This window comes from Streptomyces violascens, from assembly GCF_014649955.1.
GTDB classification, from domain to species: Bacteria; Actinomycetota; Actinomycetes; order Streptomycetales; family Streptomycetaceae; genus Streptomyces; species Streptomyces violascens.
The window spans coordinates 518,008-541,766 of the sequence record NZ_BMUA01000001.1; the positions used below are offsets into that span (position 1 = coordinate 518,008).

The following is a 23,759-nucleotide window of genomic DNA, read 5'->3' on the forward strand; positions in this document are numbered from 1 at the left end:
GGCGCAACCCGGCGCGCTCCCGATTCCCCGGGCACCTTGACTGAGGGCGTGGACACTGTTGCGAAGCCCTCTGTCGCCGCGCACAGCGAAATGAAGCCGCCTGCCGCCGCGTACCGCAATCTGGCGATGGCGACGGTCGGGTTCACCCTGACGTTCTGGGCGTGGGATCTGATCGCGCCCCTGGCCGGTGATTACAAGGACCGGCTGCACCTCAGTTCGCTGCAGCAGTCGCTGCTCGTGGCCGTCCCGGTGCTCGTCGGTTCGCTCGGCCGGGTTCCGGTGGGTGCGCTGACCGACCGCTACGGCGCGAAGCTGATGTTCCCGTTGATGTCCGCGCTGACCATCGTGCCGGTCCTCCTGCTGATCCCGGCGCGCGACAGCTACGGCCTGATGCTCGTGGTCGGCTTTCTCCTCGGCCTGGGCGGCACGACCTTCGCGATCGGCATTCCCCTGGTCAACTCCTGGTTCCCGCCCAGCAAACGGGGCTTCGCACTCGGCGTGTTCGGCATGGGCATGGGCGGCGTGGCCCTGTCCGGGTACCTCACGCCCCGGATCGCCAAGCACGGCTATCACGTTCCCTTCCTGGTCGTCGCGATCGCCCTCGCCGCGTACGCCGTGCTTGCGGCGCTGCTGATCACGGACCGGCCGGACCGGCCCGTGCCCACGGCCTCACTCGTCTCGCGGCTCGGGCAGGCGGGTCGGCTGCGCGTGACGTGGGAGCTGTCCGCGCTGTACGCGATCGGGTTCGGCGGGATCGTCGCGTTCGGCGTGTACCTGCCCACGTATCTCAAGACCTGGTACGCACTGTCGCCCACGGACGCGGGCTCCAAGGCGGCAGGGTTCGCCCTGGCCACGGTCGTCTTCCGGCCCATCGGCGGCTGGCTGTCGGACCGCATCCACCCCGCGCTGGTCACGGCCGCCGCGCTCGGCTTCGTGGCGCTGCTGGCGATCGTGCAGGCCTTCGACCCCACGCTGTACCCCGGCGGCACCATCGCCCTGCTGTGCATGGGCGCCGGGCTGGGTACGGCCAGCGGCAGCGTCTTCGCCCTGGTCTCCCAGGTGACACCACAGCCCCAAGTGGGCAGCGTGACCGGCATTGTCGGAGCGATGGGAGGCCTCGGCGGCTTCGTCCCGCCCCTGGTCATGGGCGCGATCTACAGCGCGAAGGACTCGTACTCGATCGGCTTCATGCTCCTGTCCGACCTGGCCCTGGCCGGCTGCGTGTACGCGTACGCCCGCATGAGGACGAGCCGGCCTGTCGATTGAGGGCGCCCCTCCCTGCGGGCCGGCCCAGCTTCGGTTCGGCCCCCGCCACCCATCGCATCCCTCAGCCGTCAGTCGTACGACGCCGGGATCGCACCACCGCCACGGCCGTCAGCGCGGCCACGCCGGTCAGGCAGAGCCAGGCGAAGGTGTCTCCGATCCGGTCGAGGATCGTGGTGACGCCGCGCGTGGGCACGTAGGCCACCATCGTCTGCTGAGCCGTCGTGAAGTAGTCGGTGGTGGCGAGGACATGGCCCTTGTTGTCGTAGGCGGTCGAAACCCCCTGCGCGTCCTGCCGCACCAGCGCGTAGCCACCCTCGATGGCCCGCAGGCTCGCCTTCGCGGTGTGCGGTCCGCCGTACTCCCTCCAGTCGGCCGAGGGGACCAGCATGATGTCGGCCCGCGTACGCATCATCGCGGGGAAGTCGGCGTCGTAGCAGATGACGTTGGCGATGCGGCCGTACGGAGTGTCGGCGACGGGCACGCGGCCGTCGCCCGGCGTGTACTTCTCCGAGCCGGGGATGGGGTGCGCCTTCTGGTAGGTCCACAGCACCGTGCCGTGGGGGTCGATGAGCAGCGCCTCGTCGCGTCCGAAGGCGGGAGCGGTCGTGCTGTAGACGCGGACGCCGATCTCCAGGTAGATCCCGGACCGGCGGGCCTGCTCCTGTGCGGCCGCTATGGCGGCGGGCGCGTGGGACTCCTGGGTCCGCACGGCCTCCTCCGGCCAGATCACGATCTTCGCTCCGGCGGCGGCTTCGCGCCGGGTGGCTTCGAGCAGGTCGTTCTCGACGGCGGTCATCGCGGGCTCCACCTCCGAGGCGGGCGCGGCGGCGATGTCGGCCGGCCCGCCGTCGATCCGCGCGAGCGCGGTGCGGAGGGCTTCGGTGACGGTCCGGCTGGGGCTCACCCCGGCGATCCGCACGGTCGGACCCGCCGACGGAGCGAAGGCGAGCCGGGCTCCGCCGGCGAGCACAACAGTCAGCAGCACCGTCGAGTACACCACGGCGCCGCGCCACGCGGGCCGCTCCCAGATCCGGTTGGCGGTACTCGCGAAGTAGCCGATCAGGAACCCGATCCCCCACGGCCCGGTGACCGAGACGACCTGCAGAAGCGGGAGGTCGCCGTACTGCGTGACGGCCAGGCAGCCGTACGCCGTGCCGAGCGGGGTCACCAGGGTGATCAGGAACTCGGTGGCGGCGAACGCCGCGGGGAAGGCGAGGGCCGCCACCGCCGGGCGCAGCCGGCCGGCCAGCAGTCTGTCGGCCAGGAACGGCAGCGTCTGCAGCGCGGCGAGTGCGATCGCGCCCACGACGGCGACGGGGTTGAGGCCGAGCTGCGACTCCTGGATCCAGAAGACGGCGGCAGCGATGTGTGCCAGCCAGATCCACAGCGTTGCGGACCACACTCGGCTCAGGCGGGCGAAGCGGAGCAGGAGCACGGGGAAGATCCATGCCGCGGCCGCGATGTCCCACCGCCCGCCCACCGCGAACAGCATCGTGCCCGTGCCGAGCACCAGCAGCCCGTATCGGAGGAGTGTGGCCGAACCCCCTTGTTTTCCAGAGGAGTTGGTCATGGGCGTTGCGTTGTGCGGAGGCTGCGCCGTCGGGGCGGCGAGGGGATCGGCCGGGGGGAGGTTCGTCATGGCGAAAACGCTAGGCGGGCCTCTCCCCCTGGCACGTCCGTCTCCACGGCGATCTCCCGCGCACCCACGCAACTATCGATGCGCGACCGGGGGACGATCCGCCGGGCAACACGTTCGTCTAGCCTGACGGACCGAGATGGTCATCACCGTGAAAGCCGCGCCACGAGCCGCGCGGCGATGGATAGCCGACCGGCCACGTCTGACGGACGTCGCGCTGGGCGGCGGTCTGACGTTGTTCGACGTGGCCACCGTGCTGGACCGCACACCGGCGCCGGCCGGCTGGGGGGTGGCTCTGTGGGGAGCGCAGACCGTTCCGCTGCTGTGGAGGCGGACGCGTCCGCTTGCCGTCCTGGCGGCGATGACCTGCCTGTACGTGGCGTTTCAGGTGCTCAGTCCGGTTCAGGGCCGCATACCCGGCCCGTTCCTGCTCATGATCGGCGTGTATGCCGCGGCCCGCTACGCTCCGGTCCCGGCAAGCCTGCCGGGAACGCTGCTGTGCCTGGCGTCCACCACCGCGGCCGATGCGCTCACCGGGCACTGGGAAGTCCCTCGCCCGGGATCACTGGAGCCGATCAGCACGACGACCTTCGTGTTCTTCTTCGGCCTCGCCTGGCTTCTGGGCTGCAGCAGGCGCAGGATCGGCGCCGACGCGGAACGCCTGCGTGAGCTCAATGGGCGCCTCAGGGCCGAGCAGGAACTCAACGCCCGGCAGGCGGTGGTCACCGAGCGCGCCCGCATCGCCCGGGACCTGCACGATGTGGTGGCCCACCACGTCAGTGCCATCGCCGTCCAGGCACGCGCCGCCGAGGACGTCATGACACCCGGCTCCGTCCCCGCCGAGGCGGTGCACTGCGCCGGTCTCATCGCGCGGACCGCCGATACCGCGCTCATCGAGATGCGGCGCGTCCTGGGGCTGCTGTCGTTCCGTGAACGGGAGCTCGCTCCCGAACCGTCCCTCGACCATCTCGAACCGCTCATCGACGCGGCGACGGCGGCAGGCTGCCGAGTGACATACGTGTCGGACGTCCCGACAGGGGCCGGGCTCCCTGCGGGTCTGCGGATCTCGGCCTACCGGATCGTCCAGGAGGCGCTGACGAACGTCGTCAAACACGCCGGCCCCGTCGGGGTGCGGGTCACGGTGGGCGGTGACGACTCCCGTCTCACGATCGAGGTCGCGAACGAGCCGGCGCCACCGGGACACTCACCTGTGCGCGGGACCGGACGCGGGCTCATCGGCATGAGGGAACGTGTCGCGGCCTTCGACGGCGTGCTGGAGGCCGGGCCGCGCGAGGACGGCGGCTGGCGGCTGTACGCGGTTCTCCTCGCGAAGGCGCCCCAGCCGGCGGAGGCGGGCGCATGACCGTCCGCGTGCTGCTCGTCGACGACCAGGAGATGGTCCGCACCGGCCTCCGGCTGGTCATCGACCGCCGAGAGGACCTGTCGGTCGTCGGCGAGGCGGCCGACGGGGAGCAGGCCGTCGCCCGCGCCGTCGAGCTCCGGCCCGATGTCGTATTGATGGACGTCCGCATGCCCGGCACGACCGGCGTGGAGGCCACGCGGCGCATCACCACGTGCTGGCCCGGACCGGGCCCGGCACCGCGTGTCCTTGTGCTGACCACGTTCGACCTGGACGAGTACGTGCATGCCGCGCTGCGGGCGGGGGCCGTCGGGTTCCTTCTGAAGAACAGCCCTCCCGACCTGCTCGCCCAGGCCATCCGCTCAACTGCCAACGGGGAGGCGGTACTTGCTCCCAGCGTCACGCGCCGCCTGATCGACACCGTCACCGCCCTGCCGGCCGCGCTGCTGCCCAACGCCCCGGTCCCCGTCCCCGCGCTGCGCGAGGGCGAGCCGGCGGATCTACTGACCGAGCGCGAGCTCCAAGTTCTCGTACTGGTCGCCCGGGGCCTGTCCAACGCCCGGATCGCCGCGGCCCTCGACCTCACCGAGGGGAACGTGAAGAGCCGCGTCAACCGCATCCTCACCCGGCTCGGCCTGGAGAACCGGGTTCAGGCCGCGGTGCTCGCCCACCGGGAAGGCCTCGTCTGATCCGACCGACCGGCGTCGATTTTCATGGACTTGGGAGCCCAGCGAGCACGCCGAACACCCTCACCATCAGCTGACAGCCCGGCGGTGGACCTGCCGCGAGCCCCCCTCCGGGGCGGGCTCCGCCGCACCGAGGACACCCGATCCCCCGAACCGGCCGCGTCGCCCCGGCACCCGGCACCCGGCACGCGGCACCCGGCATGCCGAACTCACCCCACTCGCTCCAGCTCCCGCGGCAGCGGCCTGCTGTGGACGATCTCCAAGCCCGAGACGGCCCGCGTCAGGACCACGTACAACCGGTGCAGGCCGCGCTCCTCGGCAGCCGCGATCTCGGCCGGCTCGACGGCCACGACGTGGTCGTATTCGAGGCCCTTGGCGAGGGTGGCGGGCAGCAGCGTGACCCGGGCCGCGGCCGCCGCGTCCAGGCCGGCCGCCTCCAGGGCCGCGCCCAATGCGGGCACATCGCGGTCGCCCGCGATCACGCCCACCGAGCCCTCCCGGTCCAGCGCCGCCCGCACCGCATCGACCGCCGCTTCAGCCAGCTCCTGCGGCGTCGCAGCGCTGCGGTACCTCAACTCGCCGTCCCTGCGCAGGGATTGACCGGACGGTACGTCCACGTCGAGCGCGGGGAGCAGCCGGTTGGCCAGCTCCACGATCGCGGCCGGCACCCGGAACCCCGTCGTCAGCGGCACCACCTCGGCGCCCGGCTTGCCCAGATGGGCGAGCTGCGCGGACCAGCCGCGGGCCGCCCACGGGGTGGTGCCCTGAGCCAGGTCGCCGAGCACCGTCAGCGAGCCGAACACCGCGCGCCGGGCGATCGCCCGGCACTGCATCGGGGACAGGTCCTGAGCCTCGTCGACGACGATGTGCCCGTACCCCTCGGGGTGCTCGATCAGGCCCGCCACCTCGTCGAGCAGCACCAGATCGGCCGCCGACCACTTCGCGGACTTCCACGAGCGGGGCCGCTTCCCCCACAGGAGTGCCTTCTGTTCCTCCGGATCGAGAGTGCCGTCGGCCGCCGCGGCCAGCGCGTCGGGGTCCGTGAACAGCTCGGCAAGCACCTCTTCCGGCTTCGCCTTCGGCCACACCGTGTCGACGAACTCGGTCACCGGGCGCGCCCTGGCGATCTTCTGGAGCCAGGTGTTGTTCATGGGCCCGGCCCGCCGTTCCGCCTGGAGCTGGATCGCCCGGACCGCCCGGCTGCGCACCCGCTCCCGCCCGACGGCGTACGGCGGTGCCTCGGCCCGTACCGCCGCGACGATCGCCGCGAGCTCACTCCGGGAGACCCGCCAGGTGTACGAACCCTCCCGCAGCGCAAGGGAGTTGACGGGTTGCGCAATGCGCCCGTACAAGGCGTGTCGCACAACCTCGGCCATCCGCACGTCGTGCTTGACGACCGCCGCCTCCGGTTCGTCGACGGCCCGCACCTCGCGGCCGCGCGTTCCGCGCACGACCTCCTCGTCGACGGTCGACTGACGGATGTCGTACTCGCCGAGCGCGGGGAGGACCTCGCGGACGTACGAGAGGAAGGTGCGGTTGGGGCCGAGCACCAGCAGGCCGCGGCGCTGGATGCGCTGCGGGTAGGTGTAGAGGAGGTACGCCGCCCGGTGCAGGCCGACGGCGGTCTTGCCGGTGCCCGGGGCGCCCTGTACGCAGACGGATTCGGCCAGTTCGGAGCGTACGAGGTCGTCCTGCTCGGGCTGGATGGTCGCCGCGATGTCCCGCATGGGACCCACGCGGGGGCGCTCGATCTCCCCGGCGAGGATGGCGCTGGCGCCCCGCACCTCCCCCGCCACCAGGCGCTCGTCCTCAAGCCCGGTCAGGTCCTCGGCGCCGCCGGAGCTCCCCTGCGCCCAGCCGAACCGCCGGCGGACCGCGACACCTTGGGGGTCACGTGCGCTGGCCTGGTAGAAGCGGCGCGAGACGGGCGCCCGCCAGTCGACGACGAGGGGCGGGGCGGAGGGGTGCTCACTGATGCGGCGGCGGCCGATGTGATAGCTCTGGCCGGCGTGGTCACCGCCGGCCGCCGCGTCGAAGTCGAGCCGCCCGAAGAACAGCGGCCCTTCCGGCATCTCCCTCAACTCCTTGGCCCAGCTGCGGAGTTGATAGCCGAGCACTTCGGCGTCGGCACCGGAGGCGAATGCGTTCTCGCCGATGACGACGCGATGCCCTGCGCCCTCGGCCATGGCGGTCAGGGCCGCTCGGCAGCTGTCGTGGTAGGTCCGCTCGTGGTCGAGTTCCCGGTCGAGTGCCTTCATGTCGACCAGGATAACGCAACCAGGTTACATTTTTTACTCGGTAACGAATGGGGGTGGGGAGGCGCCGCGACATGGGCAGCGGGAGGGCGATCCGAGGGGCGGGAGGGGCCTGGGGCGCCAGGAGGTGCCCGGGGGGCGAGTCACGCCTCCCCGTATTCGGCTCCCAGCCCTTCCGCCAGCTGCGCGAACGCCCGGTCCGCCGCCCGTACCGCCTCCGGGTACAGCGCCCGCTCGCTCTCCCCCGCCACGATCCGGCGCCAGTTCTCCTCCGCGAGGATCCGCCGTACGGCGATGATCTGGCCGGCTGCGATCCGCGCGCCGAGCCCTCCGCCGAGCTCGGCGGCCAGCGCCTGTTCCGACCTCTCCTGGTACCCGTACAGCCGGGCCACCAGGCTCGGCGTGCCGTACAGCAGGCCGTAGTAGGCGCGCACGTGGGGGTTGTCGCACAGCCCCGTCACCGGGTCGCGGCGCTCCAGTCCCTCGCGGAAGTGGGCGCGCAGGGCGGGCAGCGGCGCGGTCCCCTCGGCCCGGCCTGCCGCGACGACACGAGCCGCCTCGTCCTCGTGGTCGGCGAACCGGTGCAGTACGAGGTCCTCCTTGGCGGGGAAGTACCGGAACAGGGTCGGCTTGGAGATCCCGGCGGCCGCGGCGACCTCGGCGACGGAGACCTTGTCGAAGCCGCGCTCCAGGAACAGCGCGATGGCCGTTTCCGAGACCGCCTCGTACGTCTGCTGCCTCTTGCGTTCGCGCAAACCCATCTCGCTACCCATGGCACGAGCGTACGTGGCCCGGTCCGGGGGTCGCCTCCCTGCTGGAGGGCCGGCTCAACGGGCGGGCGGGGTGCGCTGGGGCTCCGCCCCAGACCCCGGGATGCCCCGCCCCGCCCCTTCCCGAAACCCGCCGGGGGGATGTCGTTCGGGTGCGGCTCGGCAGTCGTGACCTGGGGCTCCGCCCCAGACCCCGTTCGCGCCCGAAAGGCGCTCGTCCTCAAACGCCGGACGGGCTGGAGTCGGGCGCGACTCCGTCGCAGCCGGATGGCCCGGGTGAACCCAAGGTCCGTGACCGCCGGACGGGCAGAAGGTGGGCCGACGTCCGTCAACGCCGGACGGGTAGGAGGAAGCCGGCGTCTGTCCTCACCCGGCAGGCTGGAGGAGGCTGATGTCTGTCATCCCCCGACGGGCCGGAGGAGGCGAACGCTCGTGATAGCCGGACGGGCCGGAGGAGGCCGACGTTCGTGGCAGCCCGACGGGCCGGGCCTGCCGTCAGGGGCACTCTGGCAAGGACGACCCCGTTGGGGCCGCGGAGAATTGCGCGACCAGCCACCCACGGCCCGCGGGCCACCCGGCGTGCTCATCGGAACTCACGGACCACCTGAATCCTGCCTACGATATGGGCGTTGAACTCCTCGAGCTCCTCAGCCGGTACCCACAGCTCAAGGATCGTCCGCCCGCCCACCTGCTGTACGGGATACCGGCGCAGGAACTCCGAATCGACCTCGAAGCGGGTCACGAAGCCCGCGCCGTCGTGAGTGACGTTCCAGTCCCGCGCGATCTTCACCGCGTAGTCCTCGTTGAGGACCGGATAGAAGATGGGCTGCTCCGGCAGCCGGGGCGGCCAGCCTCGCCAGTCCAGCTCGCGGACCAGGTCCAGCTCCTTGGGCCCGGTCGGGCGCCACAAAGTCGTCGTAGCTTGCCGGCTGGTCATAGGAGCTGCTTTCTCGACACGGCAGACCTCGGATGTGGCCGCCCGGGTGACCAGACGGTACCGGCAGTCCAGCCGCAGCGACACGGAGTTTCCGTTCCCGCCTACGGACCGACCGCCGCCGGCCTCAGCCTCCCCCTCAACGCCGGTGCAGCGTTTCGAGCGCCTCGACCAGGACCCTGGGATTGTGCTGCCCCTTGTAGACGGGCGGCGGCTGCTTGTTCAGGTTCAGGAGACCCGCCACCGCGGTCCAGGCCGTGCGTACCGAGTACTCGACCGTGAACACCACGTCGTCGGGGACCTCGGCGAACTGGCCGATGAAGGCCAGGTTGGTGGACTTCTCGGGTACGACTTCGGGGCGGTCGCCCCGGCTGCGTACGAGGAACTGGCTGGTGATGTACGGCATCAGGGCCGGGATGACGATCGAGTTGGCAAGGATCTGCGGGCCCTGCTCGAAGCGCAGGTGCTGGAGCACCTCGTCCAGGATCTCGGCGCCGGTGCACTGCGCCATCGCCTTCTTGACGAAGTCGCCCTCCCTGTCGGGGAACAGGGCGTAGCCCCACCAGACGAAGGTGTCGTCGGGCTGCTCGCGGAAGTGCGGCTGGTGGTTGAGAACGATGGTCAGCAGCCAGCTGGAGTCCTTGAACGTGATCAGACCACCCTTGCCCGCCTCGCTGCCGCTGAACTCCTCCATCAGTTTGAAGAAGGTGGGGTCCTTGGTGGTGACGGTGAAGGACTCCCAAGTCGAGTCCGTGACAGACGTGTTGAACGTTGACGGGGTGCCCAGTCGGCCGGGGCGTTTGGCGGCGAGGGTTTCCCACAGCTTCCAGGATCCGCTGGAGCCGGAGGTGTCCAGGACGGGGACGCTGTCGGTGGAACCCAGCGTGGAGTTCGCCGTCATCGAGCCGTTGGTGACCATGACCAGGTCGTCCGGGCCCAGGGCGATGTCCTCGCTCTTCCCGCCCCTGGTCCAGGTGAGACCGGTCGCGGTGAGCGCGTCGCCTTCGGCAAGGCGCACATCGGTCACCCGGGTGCCGAGTTGGAGGGTCACACCCTGGTCGGTCAGCCACTTCAGCAGGGGCCGGACGATCGAGTCGAACTGGTTGAACCGGGTCCGGTAGATGCCCGACATGCTGTCGAACGTCTTGAAGAGATGCACGAAGCGGTTCAGGTAGCGGCGGAACTCGATGGCACTGTGCCACGGTTCGAAGGCGAAGGTGGTGCACCACATCCACCAGAAGCCGGTGGTGAAGAACTCGGGGCCGAAGCAGTCGGTGATGCGCTTGCCGTCGAGGTGGCTCTCGGGGGTGGCCACGCACTTGACCAACTCCAGGCGGTCACGCTCGGAGAAGCCCATGGAGTGCGAGGCCACCACCTTGCCCGCCGCGTCGACCAGCCGGGCGTGGTCGTCCCACGCGAAGTCGTCGTGGAAGGCGAACGTGTCCTGCGTGACCGACTTCGACGGGTCGTCCAGGGAGGGGATCGAGCTCAGGAGGTCGTAGGTGCAGTCGAAGTGGATCTCGAACATGCGGCCGCCACGCATCGTGTAGCCGGTCTCGGGCGAACCCGCCGCGTCCAGGCTCCCTCCCTCCCGGTCCTGCTCCTCCAGAAGGACGATGTCCGATCCGGCGAACCCGCCGTCCCGCATCAAGAACGCCGCCGCCGACAGCGCCGCGATTCCGCTCCCCACCAGGTACGCCTTCGCCACGATCCGCTCTCCTTCGTCAGCTCTCCGAGCCCCCGGACCCGGGCGGCGCCGGGTTCCCGACGATAGGTGATATGCACGGAATGCGCCTTGTTGCGCAATCTGGCCTATTTACGACTGCATTCCCACGCGCCGAAGTCGACGAGTCCTGACGCATCAGGGCGCAGCGCATCCTGGTGCCGGACAAGTCACCGCACCGAAGGCCCGCCCCCGCCCGCCCGGAGCAACCGCACACCGCGGGTCGCCCGCCGTTCCCCGCATCACCCACCAGCAGCCGCCGGCGTAGGCGCTCAGGGCGGGCTCCCCCTTCGACGAGCCGGCCCCAGGCCACACTCGACGATCAGTTCACGCCGAGCTGCCGCCCCGCCGCCTCCACCGTTTGAGCGAGGAGCACGGCGATGGTCATCGGCCCCACCCCGCCCGGTACCGGGGTGATCAAGGCGGCTCGGTCTCGCGCGGAGGCGTGATCCACGTCGCCGACGTTGCCCGGGTGGTAGCCCGCGTCGACCACCACCGCGCCCGGCTTGATGTCCGCACCGGTGATGAAGTGCGGCCGGCCCACCGCGGCCACCAGGATGTCGGCCTGCCGGACGATGTCGGACAGGCCGGATGTGTGTGAGTGGCAGTACGTGACCGTGGCGTTCCGCCCGAGGAGGAGCATGCCGGCGGGCTTGCCCAGGATGGGGCTGCGGCCCACCACGACCGCGTGCTTGCCGGCCGGTTCCACGCCGTACTCGTCGAGCAGCCGCATGATTCCTCCCGGCGTGCACGACACGAAGCCCGGCAGGCCGAAGCTCATCGCCGCGAAGGAGTGCGTGGTCACGCCGTCGACGTCCTTGTCCGGGGCGATGGCCTCGAAGGCAGCGCGCTCGTCGATGTGGCGGCCGACGGGGTGCTGCAGCAGAATGCCGTGCACTGCGGGGTCGTCCGAGAGCTCGGTGATCTTCTCGGTCAGGGCACTGGTGCTGATCGAGGCGGGCAAGGCCACATGCCGCGACCTGATGCCCGCCTTCTCGCACCGGGCGCGCTTCATCCGTACATAGGTCACCGAGGCCGGGTCTTCGCCCACCAGCACGGTGGCCAGGCAGGGGGCCGTACCCGTACGGCCACGAATGTCCGCGGCGGTCGCGGCACTGGTGTCGATGATGCGGCGGGCCAGGCCCGTGCCGTCCATCGGTCGTGATGTCCGTGTCTGATTCATGTACCGGTCACTCCTGAGCCTCGCAGTGAGTTGCCCAGGCGCGCGGCATCGGCAGAAGTGCCGGGCCGCTCCCCGGTGGTACTCCACCCAAGCGCCAGTCACGGCCCAACTCCAGCCTAGCGGATGGGAGTTCACAGGGCCCCGTCAGATGCGCCAGGCCCGGATGCGCTCCGCGGCCTGGTACACGCTCACCTTCCCCGCCTGGATGTCCCGTACGAGGTCGACCATCGCACCGTACGGCGGGTCGATGCCCTCGCCCGACGCGTACATGTAGGCGGCCGTCACCTGGCACGCGTAGAGGCTGTTGCGGTGCGGCAGCGGTTGCAGCCGTACCAGGGTGTGCAGCAACGCCGCGGCCCGCCAGGAGGGTTCGGGGTCGGCGGTGGCCGGGCGGGGGATGCGGGTCTTGTGGCGGGCTACCGCGGCGACCAGGGCCGAGTAGTCGGCGACGCTCACGTCTTCCGGGACAGCCTGCTCCTGGACGTCGAGGAGCCACGGGACGTCGATGTAGAGGACCATCAGGCGGCATCCATCCCCTCGCTGTGCGAGCCTGGCGGCGCCTCGTCGGGAAAGGCCTCGTCGAATTCGGCGCGCTGCCGCTCTCCCCAGGAGAGCGCGTACCGGACGAACTGCAGGCGCTGCTGTTCGCGCAGGGGCAGGTCGTGGACGTACTGCTTGAGCGATTTCCCGTCGGCGGCCGCGGCGGCCCGGACCGCTTCCAGTTCCTCGTCGGTGAAGGTGATGTTCAAGGACGGCATACCTCGATGGTACCTAGTTGGTACCTGCTCGGCTACGGGGCCGGGCTGAGTACCTGTTCTCCCAGGTCAGAGCCCCGCGCGGGCTAGGCGCGGGAGCATATTGCCGCCCGCCGGTCCGCCCCCGTCCGCCCCTCGGTCACATTTCTCCGCCGCGATCCGTCAGAGCAGTGACAGCAAGCAGCGCACGACATCGATGCGCGACAGCAATGCGAAAGACTTGAGGAGATGGTCATGGAGACTCGCTCGATCACCGCGGAAGTACCGATGGTTCCCCGTATGTCCGAGGACCCCGCACAGCTCGTCCCGGAGCTGGCTCAGGTATCGGCGGCGCTGTTCAAGGTCACCGGCAACGGCTCGGTGCCGCGCGCCACCATCAGCCTGATCCAGCTGCGTGCGGGGCAGATCGTCGGCAGCACCTACCTGACCGTGCTGCACACCGGGTTCCTGCGCAAGGCCGGGGAGCCGGAGGAGCGGATCACGTCGGTGGCGTCCTGGCAGGACTCGCCCTACTTCACCGGTGAGGAACGTGCCGCACTGGCCCTCGTGGAGGCCGCCCTCCAGCCGGCCGCACACGGCGAACGCGTCCCGGACGAGCTCTACGCGCAGGCGGCCGAGCACTACGAGCCCAAGGCGCTGGCCACCTTGATGTTCGCCATCGGGCAGGTCAACTTCTTCATCGCCGTGGCCCTCATCGCCAAGCCGGTGCCCGGACGGTCCTTCACCGACCCCTGGAACTGACCGCCCCTCAGCGCAACTCCCGAGGCCCGTACGGGGCGAACGGCTCCCCCGACGCCAGCGCCCAGTAGCGGTCTCCGAACGACCAGTGCCACCACTCGGTGGGGTAGTTCACCAGGCCCGCGGCCGTCAGGGCGGATCCCAGGATCCCCCGGCGCTCGCGGGCCTCGGCACCGATGGCGCCGGCCTCGGTGTAGCAGGCGCCCGCGCTCTCCTCCGGGGACGCGTTCATCCGGGTGCCCAGGTCGAGCTCGCGTCCCTCCGCATCGGCGAGGGTCAGATCGACTGCCGCACCCGCACTGTGCGGCGCGATCCCGGGCGGGGACACGTACCGGCTCGCCGCCGCGTGGACCTGCTCGGCGGGCCACTCCGGGTGCAGCGCCCGCAGTTCTTCCACGTACTCCTCGAAGTACGTCCGCTGCAGCGAGAGCGGGCGGTACCCCTCGACGAAGAGCAGGCGCAGGCCTCCGGGGAGCAACTCCTGTGCGTGCAGCAGGCGTTCATGGACCCCCTTCCGCAGGTGCGCGAACGCGCTCTCGGCGTCCTGGAGGCGTACGTCGACCATGAGGGCGCCGCCGCGGCGGACGTCCACCAGCGGCTCACCGCACTCCTGCAGCGGGACGGCCGCGACCCGCGGATCCGACATCAGGACGACCTGGCTCATCGAGTCGCTCATGCGGAGATCATCTCCCGGAGCCCGATCTCCCCGGAGCCGGCAGCGGGTGACCGATCCCGCGTGCGGGCCCGCAGGGGGCCGTTGAGATACTCCGGCCATGGAGACGAGTACGGGGGCGGGCGGCAGATCGCCCGGTCAGGCGCTGCGTGGGGCCGGGGCGGGCCGGTCGGCGCAATGGGCGCTGCGTGCTGCGGTACCGGCGGATGTCGAGCCCATCGTGGAGCTGCGGGCCGTGGTGATGCGGCCGGACCTGGAGCGGCTCGGCCGGTTCGACGAGCATCGGGTCCGGCAGCGGTTCCGGGACGCGTTCGTCCCGGAGCACATGTCGATCGTCCTGGCCGACGGCGCCTTCGCGGGCTGTGTCGCGCTGCGCCCGGCCGAGGACTGCCAGTGGCTGGAGCACTTCTTTCTCTCTCCGGACCTTCAGGGCCGGGGGCTCGGATCGGCCGTCCTGCGCACCGTGCTGAACCGGGCCGACGCCGATGGCGTGGACGTCCGCCTGAACGTCCTGCGGGGCAGCGCCGCGCGGCGCCTGTACGAGCGGCACGGGTTCACCGTGGAGACCGAGGATCCCGTCGACGTGTTCATGGTGCGACGGCCGGGTGCGGAGTCCGGCGCCTCGGGAAGGATGTCCGGCTGAGACCGGATGCTCAGTTCGGGCGGGGCCTGAGCAGACCGTCCACCAGCGCGTCCACCAGGCCGCGGGGGATGCTCGCCCCCGTCAGGGCGCGGTAGACGATCGGGCCGACCAGGGCGTCCATCGTGGCGTCGGGACCGAGCTCGGGGGAGATCTCCCCCGCCTCGATCGCCCGCGCCAGCATGTCGCGTTCCAGTGTGCGGCGTGGACCGAGATAGCGCTTGTGGAGGCTCTTGGCCGTGTCGGGATCGTGCTGCGCCTGCGCGATGAGCGCGAGCAGGACCTTGCCGGCGGGGTCGCGCGGAGCGCCTGGAAGGCCGTCCGGACGGCGACCGGCTCGATCTGCTCTTCGTCAACGCCGCGATCGACCGGGGCGACCTGCCCATCGACGAGGTCCCGACCGAGACGTTCACCGAGGTGATGGTCACCAACGCGCTGAGCCCATTGCGCACGCTAGAGGCCCTGTGCGGACTCGTCGCACCCGGCGGAACCGTCGCGGTCATGTCCTCCGAGCGGGGCAGCATCTCGCTCAATACGGAGGACGGCCACGAGCTCTACAAGGCGAGCAAGGCCGCGCTCAACCAGCTGATGCGCAGTTACGCCACCCGTCATGCCGACGACGGACACACCAAGCCGCTCATCGACCCGGGCCACAACCGGACCCGACTCGGCGGGCCCGACGCTCCGTTGAACCCCAAGGAGAGCATCCCTGCCGTCGTCGACGTCCTCGAAGCGCAGACCGGCGCGCCCGGCCTGCGGTTCTTGGACCGCCATGGCGAGACGGTCCCGTGGTAGGACTCCAGGCCGAATACGGCAGGAACTCCCGCTAGCTCACCGGATTCTCGATCAGCGTGACGCGGTTGCCGTCGGGGTCGCGAACGGCGGCGAACCGCACGTTCTGGGAGCCCGGCTGGATCTTCCCGGCCGTGATGCCCCACTCGGCAAGGTCCGCGATCGCCTTGTCGAGGTCGTCGACCACGAGGTTGAGCAGTGTCGACCCGGCGTGCTCCGGCGACCGGAGCACCGACACCCAGCCGGACGGCGCGATGTGCCAGTCGGCGAGCCCGGGCATCGGCCTCTTGTCGGGCGGCCTCCCGAGCAGCCGCTCGTACCAGGCCATGGAGACTTCCATCTCGGTCACCGGGGCCACGGCGAGGACGTGGGTGAATGACATGGGGCATCCTTCCGCAGGGCCGCGCGGGCCGCATGCCCTGGCTCCCCGGCACGACCCGCTGCGGGAGGAGATCGCCCGGGAGACCAGCTGACCGAGCAGCGCTGACGGCGGCGGCCGCGGCATGTGCGCGGGCCACATGAGCGAGCCCCCTCCCGCGCGCACCGCCCCATACGCTTGTCCGGTCTTCCCACACCGCACTACCTTGCCGGTGTGGATCTCTTCTCACACTCCTGGGCGGCCTTGCGCGCCGCGGTCGCCGGGCTCCGGGACCAGGACTTCGGGCAGCCGTCCGGCTGTGGCGGCTGGCTCGTGCGGGACCTCGTGTGCCACCTCGTCATCGATGCCCAGGACGTCCTGATCACCCTCGTCACCCCCGCCGACGGCGAACCGACCGTCGACGCGGTGACCTACTGGAGCGTCGGAGAGCAGACGCCGACCGGCGACGACCCGCTCGACGCGCTGATCGTCCGGCTGGCTGCCGCCTACCAGGAACCGGGGCTGCTCAAGTTCCATCTGGACGACGTCGGCTCCGCCGCCGGACGTGCCGCCGAACTCGCCGACCCCGGCGCCCGGGTCGGCACCCAGGACCAGGTCCTCACCGTGGGCGACTACCTCAGCGCATACGTCCTGGAATGGACGCTGCACCACCTGGACCTGATCGCTCATCTCCCGGACGCCGCGGGGCCGCCCGCCGAAGGACTGACCCGATCCCGCACGATGCTGGAGGCGATCGCCGGCGCTCCGTTCCCCGCCTCGCTCACCGACACGGACGCGCTGCTGATCGGCACCGGCCGCCGAGCCCCCACCGATGACGAGAAGTCCGAACTAGGCCGCCTGGCCGAGAAGTTGCCGTTCGTACTCGGCTGACGCCACGGGCGAGTGACGGCGCGCGGTACCGGCAACACGCTCACACTGCGCCAAGTACGCGGCATTGGTCCCGGCCAGGACCTTCTCCTGCGGATGCGCTGAATGCGCGGCCTCGCCGCCGTGCAGGGCGAAAGGTGCAGGGTAGGCGCCTGCCGGGCATTTCGTGGCCCAATTTCCCAGTCCCGCCCGGAATTTCGCGACAGACGGGGTGCGAATGTCAACGGTGCGGGGCCGCAATCCGTTCGGCCGAGCCGACGACCGAGGGGATCTGAGCCATCCCCGCATGGCGTGAATACCCTCTGCCGCCCGCAGACTCCATGTACGGCCCTGTTCACTGGTAAAGGACCAAAGGCCCCGGAAGCATGCGAGCCTTCGGGCCGGAACCTGATGGCGCCTGCGCCGGGGGAAGATCGGGGAGCGGACATTGCCATGATCGAAGAAAGTGCAGCACGCGCCGACAGCGTGGTCGACGCGCTGGAACAGCACCTTGTACACGAGGTGCCCCCACTCCGTCTGCAACGGGCCCGGCGTGAATTCCTCACCCAGGGTTTCGTGAAGACCGGATTCCTCGCTCCGTACGACGTCAAGAAGCTCGTCGCGGAGGAGACGGAATCACTGATCGGCCGCCATGCCGTGCGGCGGGACGGCGAGTTCGCCGAGACCGGCGGAACGCCGCGCCGGATGCACAACGTACGCCGTGCGGAGATCGCCGAGTACGGCCGGATCCTTCCGCTGCTCTATTCCTCCCCCGGACTCAGGGAAGCCCTGGCCGTCGTGGCGGGAGAGGACGTTCTTGAATGCCCTTATCCTCCCGAGCAATTCGTCATTACCGAGCTCACCCAGAGCGGCGACACCCACGGCTGGCATTGGGACGACTACAGTTTCGCCCTCGTGTGGGTGATCGACTGCCCGCCGGTGGAACGGGGCGGGTTCGTGCAGTGCGTACCGCGTACGGAGTGGGACAAGGAAAACCCCCAGTTGCACCGGCACTTCGTTTCGCGGCCCATTCACTCCGTCGAACTCCGGCCCGGCGATCTCTATTTCCTGCGCTCCGACACCACCCTGCACCGGGTGTATCCGGTGACCGGGGGCAGGCGCCTCATCGTGAACATGGGATATGCCGCGCGTCGTGATCTGGCCAAGCCCCTGTCCCACGAGACCATGGACGCGCTGTGGGCGGACCCGGCGGATTCCGGGCCCGCGGCTTGCGGCCCGGCGGCTCGGGACACAGCCTCCCGCGGAGCGGAACAGGAGAGTTCCCAGTGGCGGCCAACGTCCTGCGGCGGCACATCTCAGTCCCCGGGCTCGTCGTCCACTACCTGACTTCCGTACTCGGTGTCGGCCTCCTGGTCATTCCGGTGCTCGCCTGGACCACGGCGGGCCCGCTGTCGCTCCTTGCCTGGGGCATTCTGATCGTCTACAGCTACCCGTTCGCGCTCGTCTTCGCCAAGCTGTCGACGCTGCACCCGACGAGCAAGGGCGTCGCGCACTTCGTCGAGGTGGCCTTCGGCAGACGAGCCGGCCGGGTCGCCGCGCTCTACCTCCTGATGACACTGCTTCTGGCCAACCCGGTACTGGGTCTGATCGCCGGCCGCTATCTCCTGGCCGCGCTGGCCCCGGGCGCCTCCAACCGGGCCTCGCTCGCGGCCGGGGCGGCGGTCATCCTCGGCTGCATCGCGCTGAACCTGCTCGGCGTCGAAGTCAGCGGGCGCGTGCAGCTCGCCGTGCTCGTGGTCGTCACCGGGGTGCTGTGCGCCATCATCGTCCTGGCACTCCCCCAGGGGAATCCGGCCCAGCTCCACCCGGTCGCCCCGCAGGGCTGGGGTGTGCTCGGCGACTGCCTGCTGATCTGTTTCTTCGGCTTCATCGGATGGGAGAACGCCGCCCCCATCGCGGAAGAGGTCCGCGACCCCGGGCGCACCTTCCCCCGCGGCATCCTGTGCGCCGTCTGCGTCGTGGGGGTCCTCTACTTCGCCATGGCGTTGACGGTGGCGCTCACCATGCCCTCGGACCAGAACATGGTGGAGGGACTCACCGGATTCACCCGCCTGTTGAGGATCGCTACGGGCGCCGACCACACCACCATCGGCTACCTGGTGGCGGCCGTGCTGCTCGTGCTCACCACCAACGCATGGTGCCTGGGAACGTCCAGGGTCGTCTTCGCGCTGGCCCGCGAAGGGATCATCCCCCGCGGCCTGAGCCGGATCTCGCCCCGCACGGGCACGCCGTCGCGGGCCGTGCTCGCCCTGGTCCCGGGCTACAGCCTCACCCTCGGCCTCCTTGAGGCGACCGACTCCAACGAGTCCGTCCTCATCAAGGCGTCCTCGGCCGCCTACCTCCTGGTCTTCCTCCTCGCCTTCCTGTCCGCGATCCGTCTCGTACGGACCGGGCCGATGCGCTGGACGAACTACCTGGTCACCGCCGTGACCGTACTGATGCTGCCCTTCATGGGCGTCAGCATCGGCTACGTGGCGGCCATGTTCACCGCGGCGGCGCTCGCCGAGTGGTGGCTGGCCCGGCGCGAACGGACCCGGCTGCGACACGCGGCGACCGCGCTCACGCGTCCCCCGTCGCCCGAACTCCCCACCACCGCACCGCACCACCACCATCCGGAGCACGACCGACGAGAGAGGTGACGCCTTGCTCGGCCGCCACATACTCGGAATGACCGACTTCTCCGCCGACGAGCTGCACACGCTGCTCGACCTCGCCGCACGCATGAAGCGCGGCGAGGACACCCACCCCTATCTCACCGGCACGGACCTGGGGCTCCTCTTCCACGTGCCGTCCACCCGGACCCGGGTCTCCTTCCAGGTGGCCGCCGCCCAACTCGGCGGACGCAGCTACACCTACGGCCCTCAAGAGCTGCGCCTCGCCAACAACGAGACGATCGAGGACACGGCCGGAGTCCTCAGCCGCTACCTGAGCGCCCTGGTGGTCCGCTGGTACGACATGGCCGACTACGGAGCGGGGCACCGCCGGCTGCACACCATGGCCGAGCACTCCTCCATCCCGGTCATCAACGCCCTGGACGACGAGGAGCACCCCTGCCAGGTCCTCGCCGATCTGCTGACCCTGCGCGAACGGTTCGGCGACGGCCTTCCGCAGCGGCGGATCGTCTACACCTGGGCGTACTCATCCCGCCAGAAGACGCCGGGCGTTCTGCACTCCTCACTCCTTGCCGGGGCCCTGCTCGGCCACCACGTCACGTTCGCGCACCCGCCCGGCTTCGACCTCGACGAGCGGTACGTCAAGGAGGCGCACGCCCTCGCGGCCTCGTCCGGGGCGCGGCTCGACTTCTGCGACGACATCGAGGAGGCGGTGCGGGGCGCCGACGCGGTGTACGTGCAGAGCTGGAAGTCCCTTCAGTTGACCGGACAGCACGAGTGGCAGGCGCGGACCCGGCTCGCCGACCGGTGGCGGGTGACCGAGCCGCTCATGGCGCTTGCCGCGCCGGGCGCGCCGTTCCTGGACTGCATGCCGAGCAACCGCGGCGAGGAGATGGACGCCGAGGTCAAGGACGGGCCCCGCTCGCTGATCTTCGACCAGGCCGAGAACCGGCTGCACGCCCAGAAGGCGCTGCTCGCGATGGTGCTCGGCTCTTCAGGGCACACTGCCGGCGCATCCGGCGTGGGGGGCGCGCGATGAACGGGCCCGAGGCGGACCGGGTGGTGCTCGTCACCGGGGCCGCCGGCGGGATCGGCTCCGCCGTGTGCCGACGGCTCGCCGACCATCGCACCGCGCTGGCCGTGGCGGACCGGGACGTCGAATCCGCCCGGGAGATCGCCCTGGAGGTGCGGTCGGCGGGCGGCCGGGCCGAGCCGTTCGGCTGCGACCTGTCCCGGCCCGAGGAGGTCGAGGCCCTGGTCGCCTCCGTCGTGGAGCGCTTCGGCGCCCTGCACGGACTGTGTACGGTCGCGGGCAGCATCCGGCGGGGCGACATCACGGAGCTGACCCCGGCCGACTGGCGGGCCACCTTCGAGGACAATCTGGACTCGGTGTTCCTGACCTGCCGCACCGCGGTTCCCCAGCTGGCGAAGGCGGGCGGGGGCTCGATCGTCACCATCGCCTCGGGCTGGGGGCTGCGGGCGGGTCGGCGCGCCGCCGCCTACTGTGCGGCGAAGGCGGGTGTGGTCATGCTGACGCAGGCCATGGCCCTGGACCACGCGTCGGCAGGCATCCGTGCCAACTGTGTGGCGCCCGGCGACGTACGGACCTCCATGCTCGAACGCGAGGCACATCAACTCGGCCGCCCGGTGGCCGAGTTCTACGAGGAGGCGGCCGACCGTCCGCTGGGGCGGGTCGGTGAGCCGCGGGAGATCGCGGACGCCGTGAGCTTCCTGCTCGGCGAGGAGTCGTCCTTCGTGACCGGCGCGGTCCTGACGGTGGACGGCGGGGGCACGCTGTAGCCGTCCGCCTGTGCGCACGAGCGGGCGGCGGCCTCGCCGGCACCTGTCCCCGGGCTTGGCCGCCGCCCTAACGCGATATAACGTAAGTTCATTCGCAGGCGTCGAGGCGCCGCCCACGAGATCGGGATGGGGACATGTCGGGACAGACGCCGCCCACTGGTCAGCCGCACGACCCCGGCGCGCCACCGCCCACCAGGGCTTCGCACGCCGACCGGGACCGGACCGTGGACCTGCTGCGCATCGCGGCCGGGGACGGACTCCTCGACGCGACCGAACTGGACCAGCGCCTGGAAGTCGCCCTGACCGCGCGCACCCTCGACGAGCTGGCCGGACTCACGGCCGATCTGCCGTCGACGGCGGCTTCCGGCAGTGCCGCGGTGGAGGTGAAGGATGTCGTCCGGATCGACCAGCAGGCCGGTTCGGTCCGTCGCGAGGGCCGATGGGTGGTGCCCCGGCGGATCGAGCTGAGGCCGTCCTGGTGCGATGTGACGCTCGACTTCACCGAGGCCGTGATCACCCAGGACACCCTGCGCATCGACATGAACATGCGCGGCGGAACGCTCCTTCTGGTGACCGGGCCGGGCATCGTGGTGAACACCGAGTCCCTGTCGATGAGCTTCTGCCACGGCAGGACCCCCGGGACCGTGGATCCCGGGGCCGATCACACCCTGCGAGTGGAGCTGACCGGCCGCTTCGCCTACGGCCGGATCAAGGTCCGGACTCCACGGCGGACCTTCGGCCAGTGGCTGCTCCGCAAACCGGCGCGGCAAAGCGGTCGTTGAAGCACAGCACCCGAGGGCGGCGCGGTCGCCGCCCTCGGACCCGGCCCCGCTTCGTGAGAGTTCAGGTCAGCTTGGGCAGCAGGAGCTCGATGTCCTCGGCCGACAGCTCGATGCCGAAGATGTCGGTGAGGACCTTGGGCACCTCGTTCGGCTCCAGCTCCCGGGTCTCCGGCGGGCCCGGCACCCCCGGCCTGACCGTGGTCAGTTGACGGTTGTCCAGGAGGTGCACCCGGTCGGGGTGCAGGCGCTGCAGGAAGACACGGTCACTGAAGGCCGAGTGGGGGCTGGAGGCGCCGAAGTGGTTGGCGACCATGAGGTCGACGGGGTACTGCCGGTGCAGGGTGAACGTGTGCCGGACCATCCATCCGTCGCTGGTCGTCTCGACCCCCTCGCGCCCGCCCGCGGGCTGGTAGAGCGCCCACCCCTCTTCGCCCGGCGAGACCTCCTGGCGCCGCAGCCGGTACTCCCACACCCCGTCCGACACATCCGTCGCGTCGGTCAGCTCGATGAGTTCGAGCGGGCTGGTTCCGAACCCGACGTCGCTCAGCCAGCGCTTGCCGTCCAGCTCGACGATCGCCATGGCGTGCGACTCGGGTCTGATCTTCCCCGAACCCATCTCCACTCGGCCCAGGACGACGAAGAACTCGAAGCCGAGGCGTTCCAGGGCCGCCGCGTACAGGGTGACGTGCTCGAAGCAGGTGCCGCCGCGCGGGTTGCCGATCATCTTGGCCTGGACGGAGGGGACATCGAGCGGGCGGCTCTTGCGGAGCACGGCCTCCAGGTTCTCCCAGCGTACGGAGAGCACATGGGCCCGGTGCAGCGCGCGCAGCGTCGCCAGGGTGGGGGTGCGGTCCCCTTCGTGGCCGAGGTGTGCCAGATAGGCATCGAGATCGAGGGCGTCGCCGTTCCACATGGGAAGCGTCTCCTTGTGTGTCGTCACGTCAATGGGCCGGTCACGTATGCCATTTCAAGCGATCTTCCTCGCGGAGCTATTCCGTCCCGGCCCCCGGTCCTTGGTCCTGGTCCTGTGGCCCTGGGCACCCTGGACGCATCACACGGGCCGGGCCTGATGCGGTCACAGGAGCGTATGCGAGACTTCCGGCCACTTCGTGAAGGGGCGGGGCTATGGGCGGCGGAAACAGGAGTGGCGGGAAGAGAGCCGGCCGCGAGCAGCCGGCCGCGGCGATCCGCGGGCTCGGCCCGCGCGGCATGGCCGTGGCGTGGGCCCTGATCATCGTCGTGGCCCTGGTGAGCACGCTCGGCCCGGCGCTGCTCGATTTCGGTGTGGGGGTCGTTTTCGGCCTCATCGTTCTGATCACGCTCTACGCGTGGGTGCTGCGCCGGATCGTCTTCGGCAGCCGGGCGATACCGCGCTGGGCCAGGGTGACCTACTGGGTCGGCGGCGCCCTGATGGTGGTCGGCGGGGCGCACGCCCCGGACGCCTTCCTGGCCCTCGCCGGTGAGCAGGGCACGGCCACCATCGCGTACGCCTCCACGGAGACGGGCTCGCACGGCATGAAGTACAAGCAGTGCTGGGTCGGTCTGCCGGACGGCAACACCGAGCGGCTCCCCCGCACCGGGCCCTGCCCGGCCCCCAACGGTGCGCACCGCACGGTCGTCTACGCGCCGGGCGGCGTCGTCGCCCCGGTCCTCGCGGCCAAGAGCGACCTGATGTGGTGGTGGGCGGCGGGGTTCCAGCTCGCGGGCGTGGGCCTGCTGGCCACCACCGCCGTGCTGACCGTCCGCGATCCCGTCCTGGAGCGGCGGCCGTGGCGTCGTTGACGGAGCGAGCCGGCCACACCAGGGAGGGGAAGCCCGGCGCGACCGGGGCTCGCACGTTCAGCGTGCACCTCAATTCCCTTGCTGCCAAGGGGTGTTGACGACAATGCGTAGCTGAATTCCTTCGAT

General features: G+C 70.6%; 24 protein-coding genes, 1 pseudogene and 1 riboswitch. Of the genes and pseudogenes, 13 read left to right on the top strand and 12 right to left on the bottom strand.

The window, feature by feature from the left end; genetic code table 11:
* Window positions 1-90 precede the first annotated feature (90 nt).
* The gene (locus tag IE206_RS02370) at window positions 91-1,266 is read left to right on the top strand and encodes an MFS transporter (protein ID WP_189960750.1); all 1,176 of its coding nucleotides are present in this window, start codon (window positions 91-93) and stop codon (window positions 1,264-1,266) included.
* 61 nt (window positions 1,267-1,327) lie between these two features.
* Here IE206_RS02370 and IE206_RS02375 read toward each other — a convergent pair whose 3' ends face one another.
* Complete coding sequence (locus IE206_RS02375) at window positions 1,328-2,905, bottom strand: nitrilase-related carbon-nitrogen hydrolase (RefSeq protein WP_226598657.1); 1,578 nt, start codon at window positions 2,903-2,905, stop codon at window positions 1,328-1,330.
* A 148-nt stretch (window positions 2,906-3,053) separates the two neighbouring features.
* On the opposite strand from IE206_RS02375, the gene IE206_RS02380 reads away from it, so the two are divergent.
* Complete coding sequence (locus tag IE206_RS02380; RefSeq protein ID WP_226598659.1) at window positions 3,054-4,265, top strand: sensor histidine kinase; 1,212 nt, start codon at window positions 3,054-3,056, stop codon at window positions 4,263-4,265.
* Complete coding sequence (locus tag IE206_RS02385) at window positions 4,262-4,951, top strand: response regulator (protein ID WP_189960109.1); 690 nt, start codon at window positions 4,262-4,264, stop codon at window positions 4,949-4,951. Before IE206_RS02380 ends, IE206_RS02385 begins: the two co-directional genes overlap by 4 nt.
* A 206-nt stretch (window positions 4,952-5,157) precedes the next feature.
* Here IE206_RS02385 and IE206_RS02390 read toward each other — a convergent pair whose 3' ends face one another.
* From IE206_RS02390 to IE206_RS02420, 7 genes are all read right to left on the bottom strand, one after another.
* Window positions 5,158-7,206, bottom strand: coding sequence for a HelD family protein (locus IE206_RS02390; RefSeq protein WP_189960111.1), 2,049 nt, complete (start codon window positions 7,204-7,206; stop codon window positions 5,158-5,160).
* A gap of 140 nt (window positions 7,207-7,346) precedes the next feature.
* Complete coding sequence (locus IE206_RS02395) at window positions 7,347-7,976, bottom strand: TetR/AcrR family transcriptional regulator (protein ID WP_226598660.1); 630 nt, start codon at window positions 7,974-7,976, stop codon at window positions 7,347-7,349.
* 580 nt (window positions 7,977-8,556) lie between these two features.
* Complete coding sequence (locus IE206_RS02400) at window positions 8,557-8,910, bottom strand: hypothetical protein (RefSeq protein WP_189960114.1); 354 nt, start codon at window positions 8,908-8,910, stop codon at window positions 8,557-8,559.
* A gap of 136 nt (window positions 8,911-9,046) precedes the next feature.
* On the bottom strand, window positions 9,047-10,615 hold the full coding sequence (locus tag IE206_RS02405; protein ID WP_189960116.1) for an oleate hydratase: 1,569 nt from the start codon (window positions 10,613-10,615) through the stop codon (window positions 9,047-9,049).
* Between the two features lie 337 nt (window positions 10,616-10,952).
* A complete protein-coding gene (locus tag IE206_RS02410) occupies window positions 10,953-11,813 on the bottom strand; it encodes a bifunctional 5,10-methylenetetrahydrofolate dehydrogenase/5,10-methenyltetrahydrofolate cyclohydrolase (protein ID WP_189960118.1) in 861 nt (286 codons plus the stop codon).
* A gap of 25 nt (window positions 11,814-11,838) precedes the next feature.
* A riboswitch (ZMP/ZTP riboswitch) is annotated at window positions 11,839-11,925 on the bottom strand.
* Between the two features lie 32 nt (window positions 11,926-11,957).
* Window positions 11,958-12,332 (bottom strand): toxin Doc, encoded by a 375-nt coding sequence (locus IE206_RS02415; RefSeq protein WP_189960120.1) that lies wholly within the window; start codon window positions 12,330-12,332, stop codon window positions 11,958-11,960.
* On the bottom strand, window positions 12,332-12,571 hold the full coding sequence (locus IE206_RS02420) for a type II TA system antitoxin, ParD family (RefSeq protein WP_189960122.1): 240 nt from the start codon (window positions 12,569-12,571) through the stop codon (window positions 12,332-12,334). The genes IE206_RS02415 and IE206_RS02420 overlap by 1 nt, the downstream gene beginning before the upstream one ends.
* Window positions 12,572-12,802: 231 nt before the next feature.
* Here IE206_RS02420 and IE206_RS02425 point away from each other — a divergent pair, with 231 nt between their 5' ends.
* Window positions 12,803-13,309, top strand: a complete 507-nt coding sequence (locus tag IE206_RS02425; RefSeq protein WP_189960124.1) for a carboxymuconolactone decarboxylase family protein — start codon at window positions 12,803-12,805, stop codon at window positions 13,307-13,309.
* Between the two features lie 7 nt (window positions 13,310-13,316).
* On the opposite strand, the gene IE206_RS02430 is transcribed toward IE206_RS02425, so the two are convergent.
* A complete protein-coding gene (locus tag IE206_RS02430; RefSeq protein WP_189960753.1) occupies window positions 13,317-13,970 on the bottom strand; it encodes a M15 family metallopeptidase in 654 nt (217 codons plus the stop codon).
* A 109-nt stretch (window positions 13,971-14,079) separates the two neighbouring features.
* On the opposite strand from IE206_RS02430, the gene IE206_RS02435 reads away from it, so the two are divergent.
* Window positions 14,080-14,622, top strand: a complete 543-nt coding sequence (locus IE206_RS02435; protein ID WP_189960126.1) for a GNAT family N-acetyltransferase — start codon at window positions 14,080-14,082, stop codon at window positions 14,620-14,622.
* A gap of 10 nt (window positions 14,623-14,632) precedes the next feature.
* On the opposite strand, the gene IE206_RS02440 is transcribed toward IE206_RS02435, so the two are convergent.
* The gene (locus IE206_RS02440) at window positions 14,633-14,899 is read right to left on the bottom strand and encodes a TetR-like C-terminal domain-containing protein (protein ID WP_226598824.1); all 267 of its coding nucleotides are present in this window, start codon (window positions 14,897-14,899) and stop codon (window positions 14,633-14,635) included.
* 23 nt (window positions 14,900-14,922) lie between these two features.
* Between IE206_RS02440 and IE206_RS02445 the strand changes: the two are divergent.
* Window positions 14,923-15,414: pseudogene (locus IE206_RS02445) on the top strand (SDR family oxidoreductase); the annotation flags it as partial.
* Between the two features lie 31 nt (window positions 15,415-15,445).
* On the opposite strand, the gene IE206_RS02450 reads toward IE206_RS02445, so the two are convergent.
* Window positions 15,446-15,793: a VOC family protein gene (locus IE206_RS02450; protein WP_189960128.1), complete on the bottom strand. Its 348-nt coding sequence runs from the start codon at window positions 15,791-15,793 to the stop codon at window positions 15,446-15,448.
* Window positions 15,794-16,003: 210 nt separating this feature from the next.
* Between IE206_RS02450 and IE206_RS02455 the strand changes: the two genes are divergently transcribed.
* The 6 genes from IE206_RS02455 to IE206_RS02480 all read left to right on the top strand — a co-directional run bounded on the left by IE206_RS02455 (window position 16,004) and on the right by IE206_RS02480 (window position 21,851).
* Window positions 16,004-16,660: a maleylpyruvate isomerase N-terminal domain-containing protein gene (locus IE206_RS02455; RefSeq protein WP_189960130.1), complete on the top strand. Its 657-nt coding sequence runs from the start codon at window positions 16,004-16,006 to the stop codon at window positions 16,658-16,660.
* Between the two features lie 429 nt (window positions 16,661-17,089).
* The gene (locus IE206_RS02460) at window positions 17,090-17,983 is read left to right on the top strand and encodes a HalD/BesD family halogenase (protein ID WP_189960132.1); all 894 of its coding nucleotides are present in this window, start codon (window positions 17,090-17,092) and stop codon (window positions 17,981-17,983) included.
* Window positions 17,923-19,296, top strand: a complete 1,374-nt coding sequence (locus IE206_RS02465; protein WP_189960134.1) for an APC family permease — start codon at window positions 17,923-17,925, stop codon at window positions 19,294-19,296. The genes IE206_RS02460 and IE206_RS02465 overlap by 61 nt, the downstream gene beginning before the upstream one ends.
* 4 nt (window positions 19,297-19,300) lie before the next feature.
* Window positions 19,301-20,308, top strand: a complete 1,008-nt coding sequence (locus IE206_RS02470) for an ornithine carbamoyltransferase (RefSeq protein ID WP_264197738.1) — start codon at window positions 19,301-19,303, stop codon at window positions 20,306-20,308.
* The gene (locus tag IE206_RS02475; RefSeq protein WP_189960138.1) at window positions 20,305-21,069 is read left to right on the top strand and encodes an SDR family NAD(P)-dependent oxidoreductase; all 765 of its coding nucleotides are present in this window, start codon (window positions 20,305-20,307) and stop codon (window positions 21,067-21,069) included. Before IE206_RS02470 ends, IE206_RS02475 begins: the two co-directional genes overlap by 4 nt.
* A gap of 134 nt (window positions 21,070-21,203) precedes the next feature.
* Window positions 21,204-21,851 (top strand): DUF1707 SHOCT-like domain-containing protein, encoded by a 648-nt coding sequence (locus IE206_RS02480; protein WP_189960140.1) that lies wholly within the window; start codon window positions 21,204-21,206, stop codon window positions 21,849-21,851.
* Between the two features lie 61 nt (window positions 21,852-21,912).
* Here IE206_RS02480 and IE206_RS02485 read toward each other — a convergent pair whose 3' ends face one another.
* Window positions 21,913-22,764: an arylamine N-acetyltransferase family protein gene (locus IE206_RS02485; protein WP_189960142.1), complete on the bottom strand. Its 852-nt coding sequence runs from the start codon at window positions 22,762-22,764 to the stop codon at window positions 21,913-21,915.
* Window positions 22,765-22,976: 212 nt separating this feature from the next.
* Between IE206_RS02485 and IE206_RS02490 the strand changes: the two genes are divergently transcribed.
* Window positions 22,977-23,633, top strand: a complete 657-nt coding sequence (locus IE206_RS02490) for a hypothetical protein (protein ID WP_189960144.1) — start codon at window positions 22,977-22,979, stop codon at window positions 23,631-23,633.
* Window positions 23,634-23,759: the final 126 nt, after the last annotated feature.

Excerpts from the sequence above, each read along its gene's own strand:
- IE206_RS02475 (WP_189960138.1), top strand. The coding sequence starts at position 20,305 with ATGAACGGGCCCGAGGCGGACCGGGTGGTGCTCGTCACCGGGGCCGCC.
- IE206_RS02460 (WP_189960132.1), top strand. The coding sequence starts at position 17,090 with ATGATCGAAGAAAGTGCAGCACGCGCCGACAGCGTGGTCGACGCGCTG.
- IE206_RS02425 (WP_189960124.1), top strand. The coding sequence starts at position 12,803 with ATGGAGACTCGCTCGATCACCGCGGAAGTACCGATGGTTCCCCGTATG.
- IE206_RS02480 (WP_189960140.1), top strand. The coding sequence starts at position 21,204 with ATGTCGGGACAGACGCCGCCCACTGGTCAGCCGCACGACCCCGGCGCG.
- IE206_RS02390 (WP_189960111.1), bottom strand. The coding sequence starts at position 7,206 with ATGAAGGCACTCGACCGGGAACTCGACCACGAGCGGACCTACCACGAC.
- IE206_RS02370 (WP_189960750.1), top strand. The coding sequence starts at position 91 with ATGAAGCCGCCTGCCGCCGCGTACCGCAATCTGGCGATGGCGACGGTC.
- IE206_RS02490 (WP_189960144.1), top strand. The coding sequence starts at position 22,977 with ATGGGCGGCGGAAACAGGAGTGGCGGGAAGAGAGCCGGCCGCGAGCAG.
- IE206_RS02450 (WP_189960128.1), bottom strand. The coding sequence starts at position 15,793 with ATGTCATTCACCCACGTCCTCGCCGTGGCCCCGGTGACCGAGATGGAA.
- IE206_RS02485 (WP_189960142.1), bottom strand. The coding sequence starts at position 22,764 with ATGTGGAACGGCGACGCCCTCGATCTCGATGCCTATCTGGCACACCTC.
- IE206_RS02395 (WP_226598660.1), bottom strand. The coding sequence starts at position 7,976 with ATGGGTAGCGAGATGGGTTTGCGCGAACGCAAGAGGCAGCAGACGTAC.
- IE206_RS02435 (WP_189960126.1), top strand. The coding sequence starts at position 14,080 with ATGGAGACGAGTACGGGGGCGGGCGGCAGATCGCCCGGTCAGGCGCTG.
- IE206_RS02415 (WP_189960120.1), bottom strand. The coding sequence starts at position 12,332 with ATGGTCCTCTACATCGACGTCCCGTGGCTCCTCGACGTCCAGGAGCAG.
- IE206_RS02420 (WP_189960122.1), bottom strand. The coding sequence starts at position 12,571 with ATGCCGTCCTTGAACATCACCTTCACCGACGAGGAACTGGAAGCGGTC.
- IE206_RS02410 (WP_189960118.1), bottom strand. The coding sequence starts at position 11,813 with ATGAATCAGACACGGACATCACGACCGATGGACGGCACGGGCCTGGCC.
- IE206_RS02430 (WP_189960753.1), bottom strand. The coding sequence starts at position 13,970 with ATGAGCCAGGTCGTCCTGATGTCGGATCCGCGGGTCGCGGCCGTCCCG.
- IE206_RS02385 (WP_189960109.1), top strand. The coding sequence starts at position 4,262 with ATGACCGTCCGCGTGCTGCTCGTCGACGACCAGGAGATGGTCCGCACC.
- IE206_RS02400 (WP_189960114.1), bottom strand. The coding sequence starts at position 8,910 with ATGACCAGCCGGCAAGCTACGACGACTTTGTGGCGCCCGACCGGGCCC.
- IE206_RS02375 (WP_226598657.1), bottom strand. The coding sequence starts at position 2,905 with ATGACGAACCTCCCCCCGGCCGATCCCCTCGCCGCCCCGACGGCGCAG.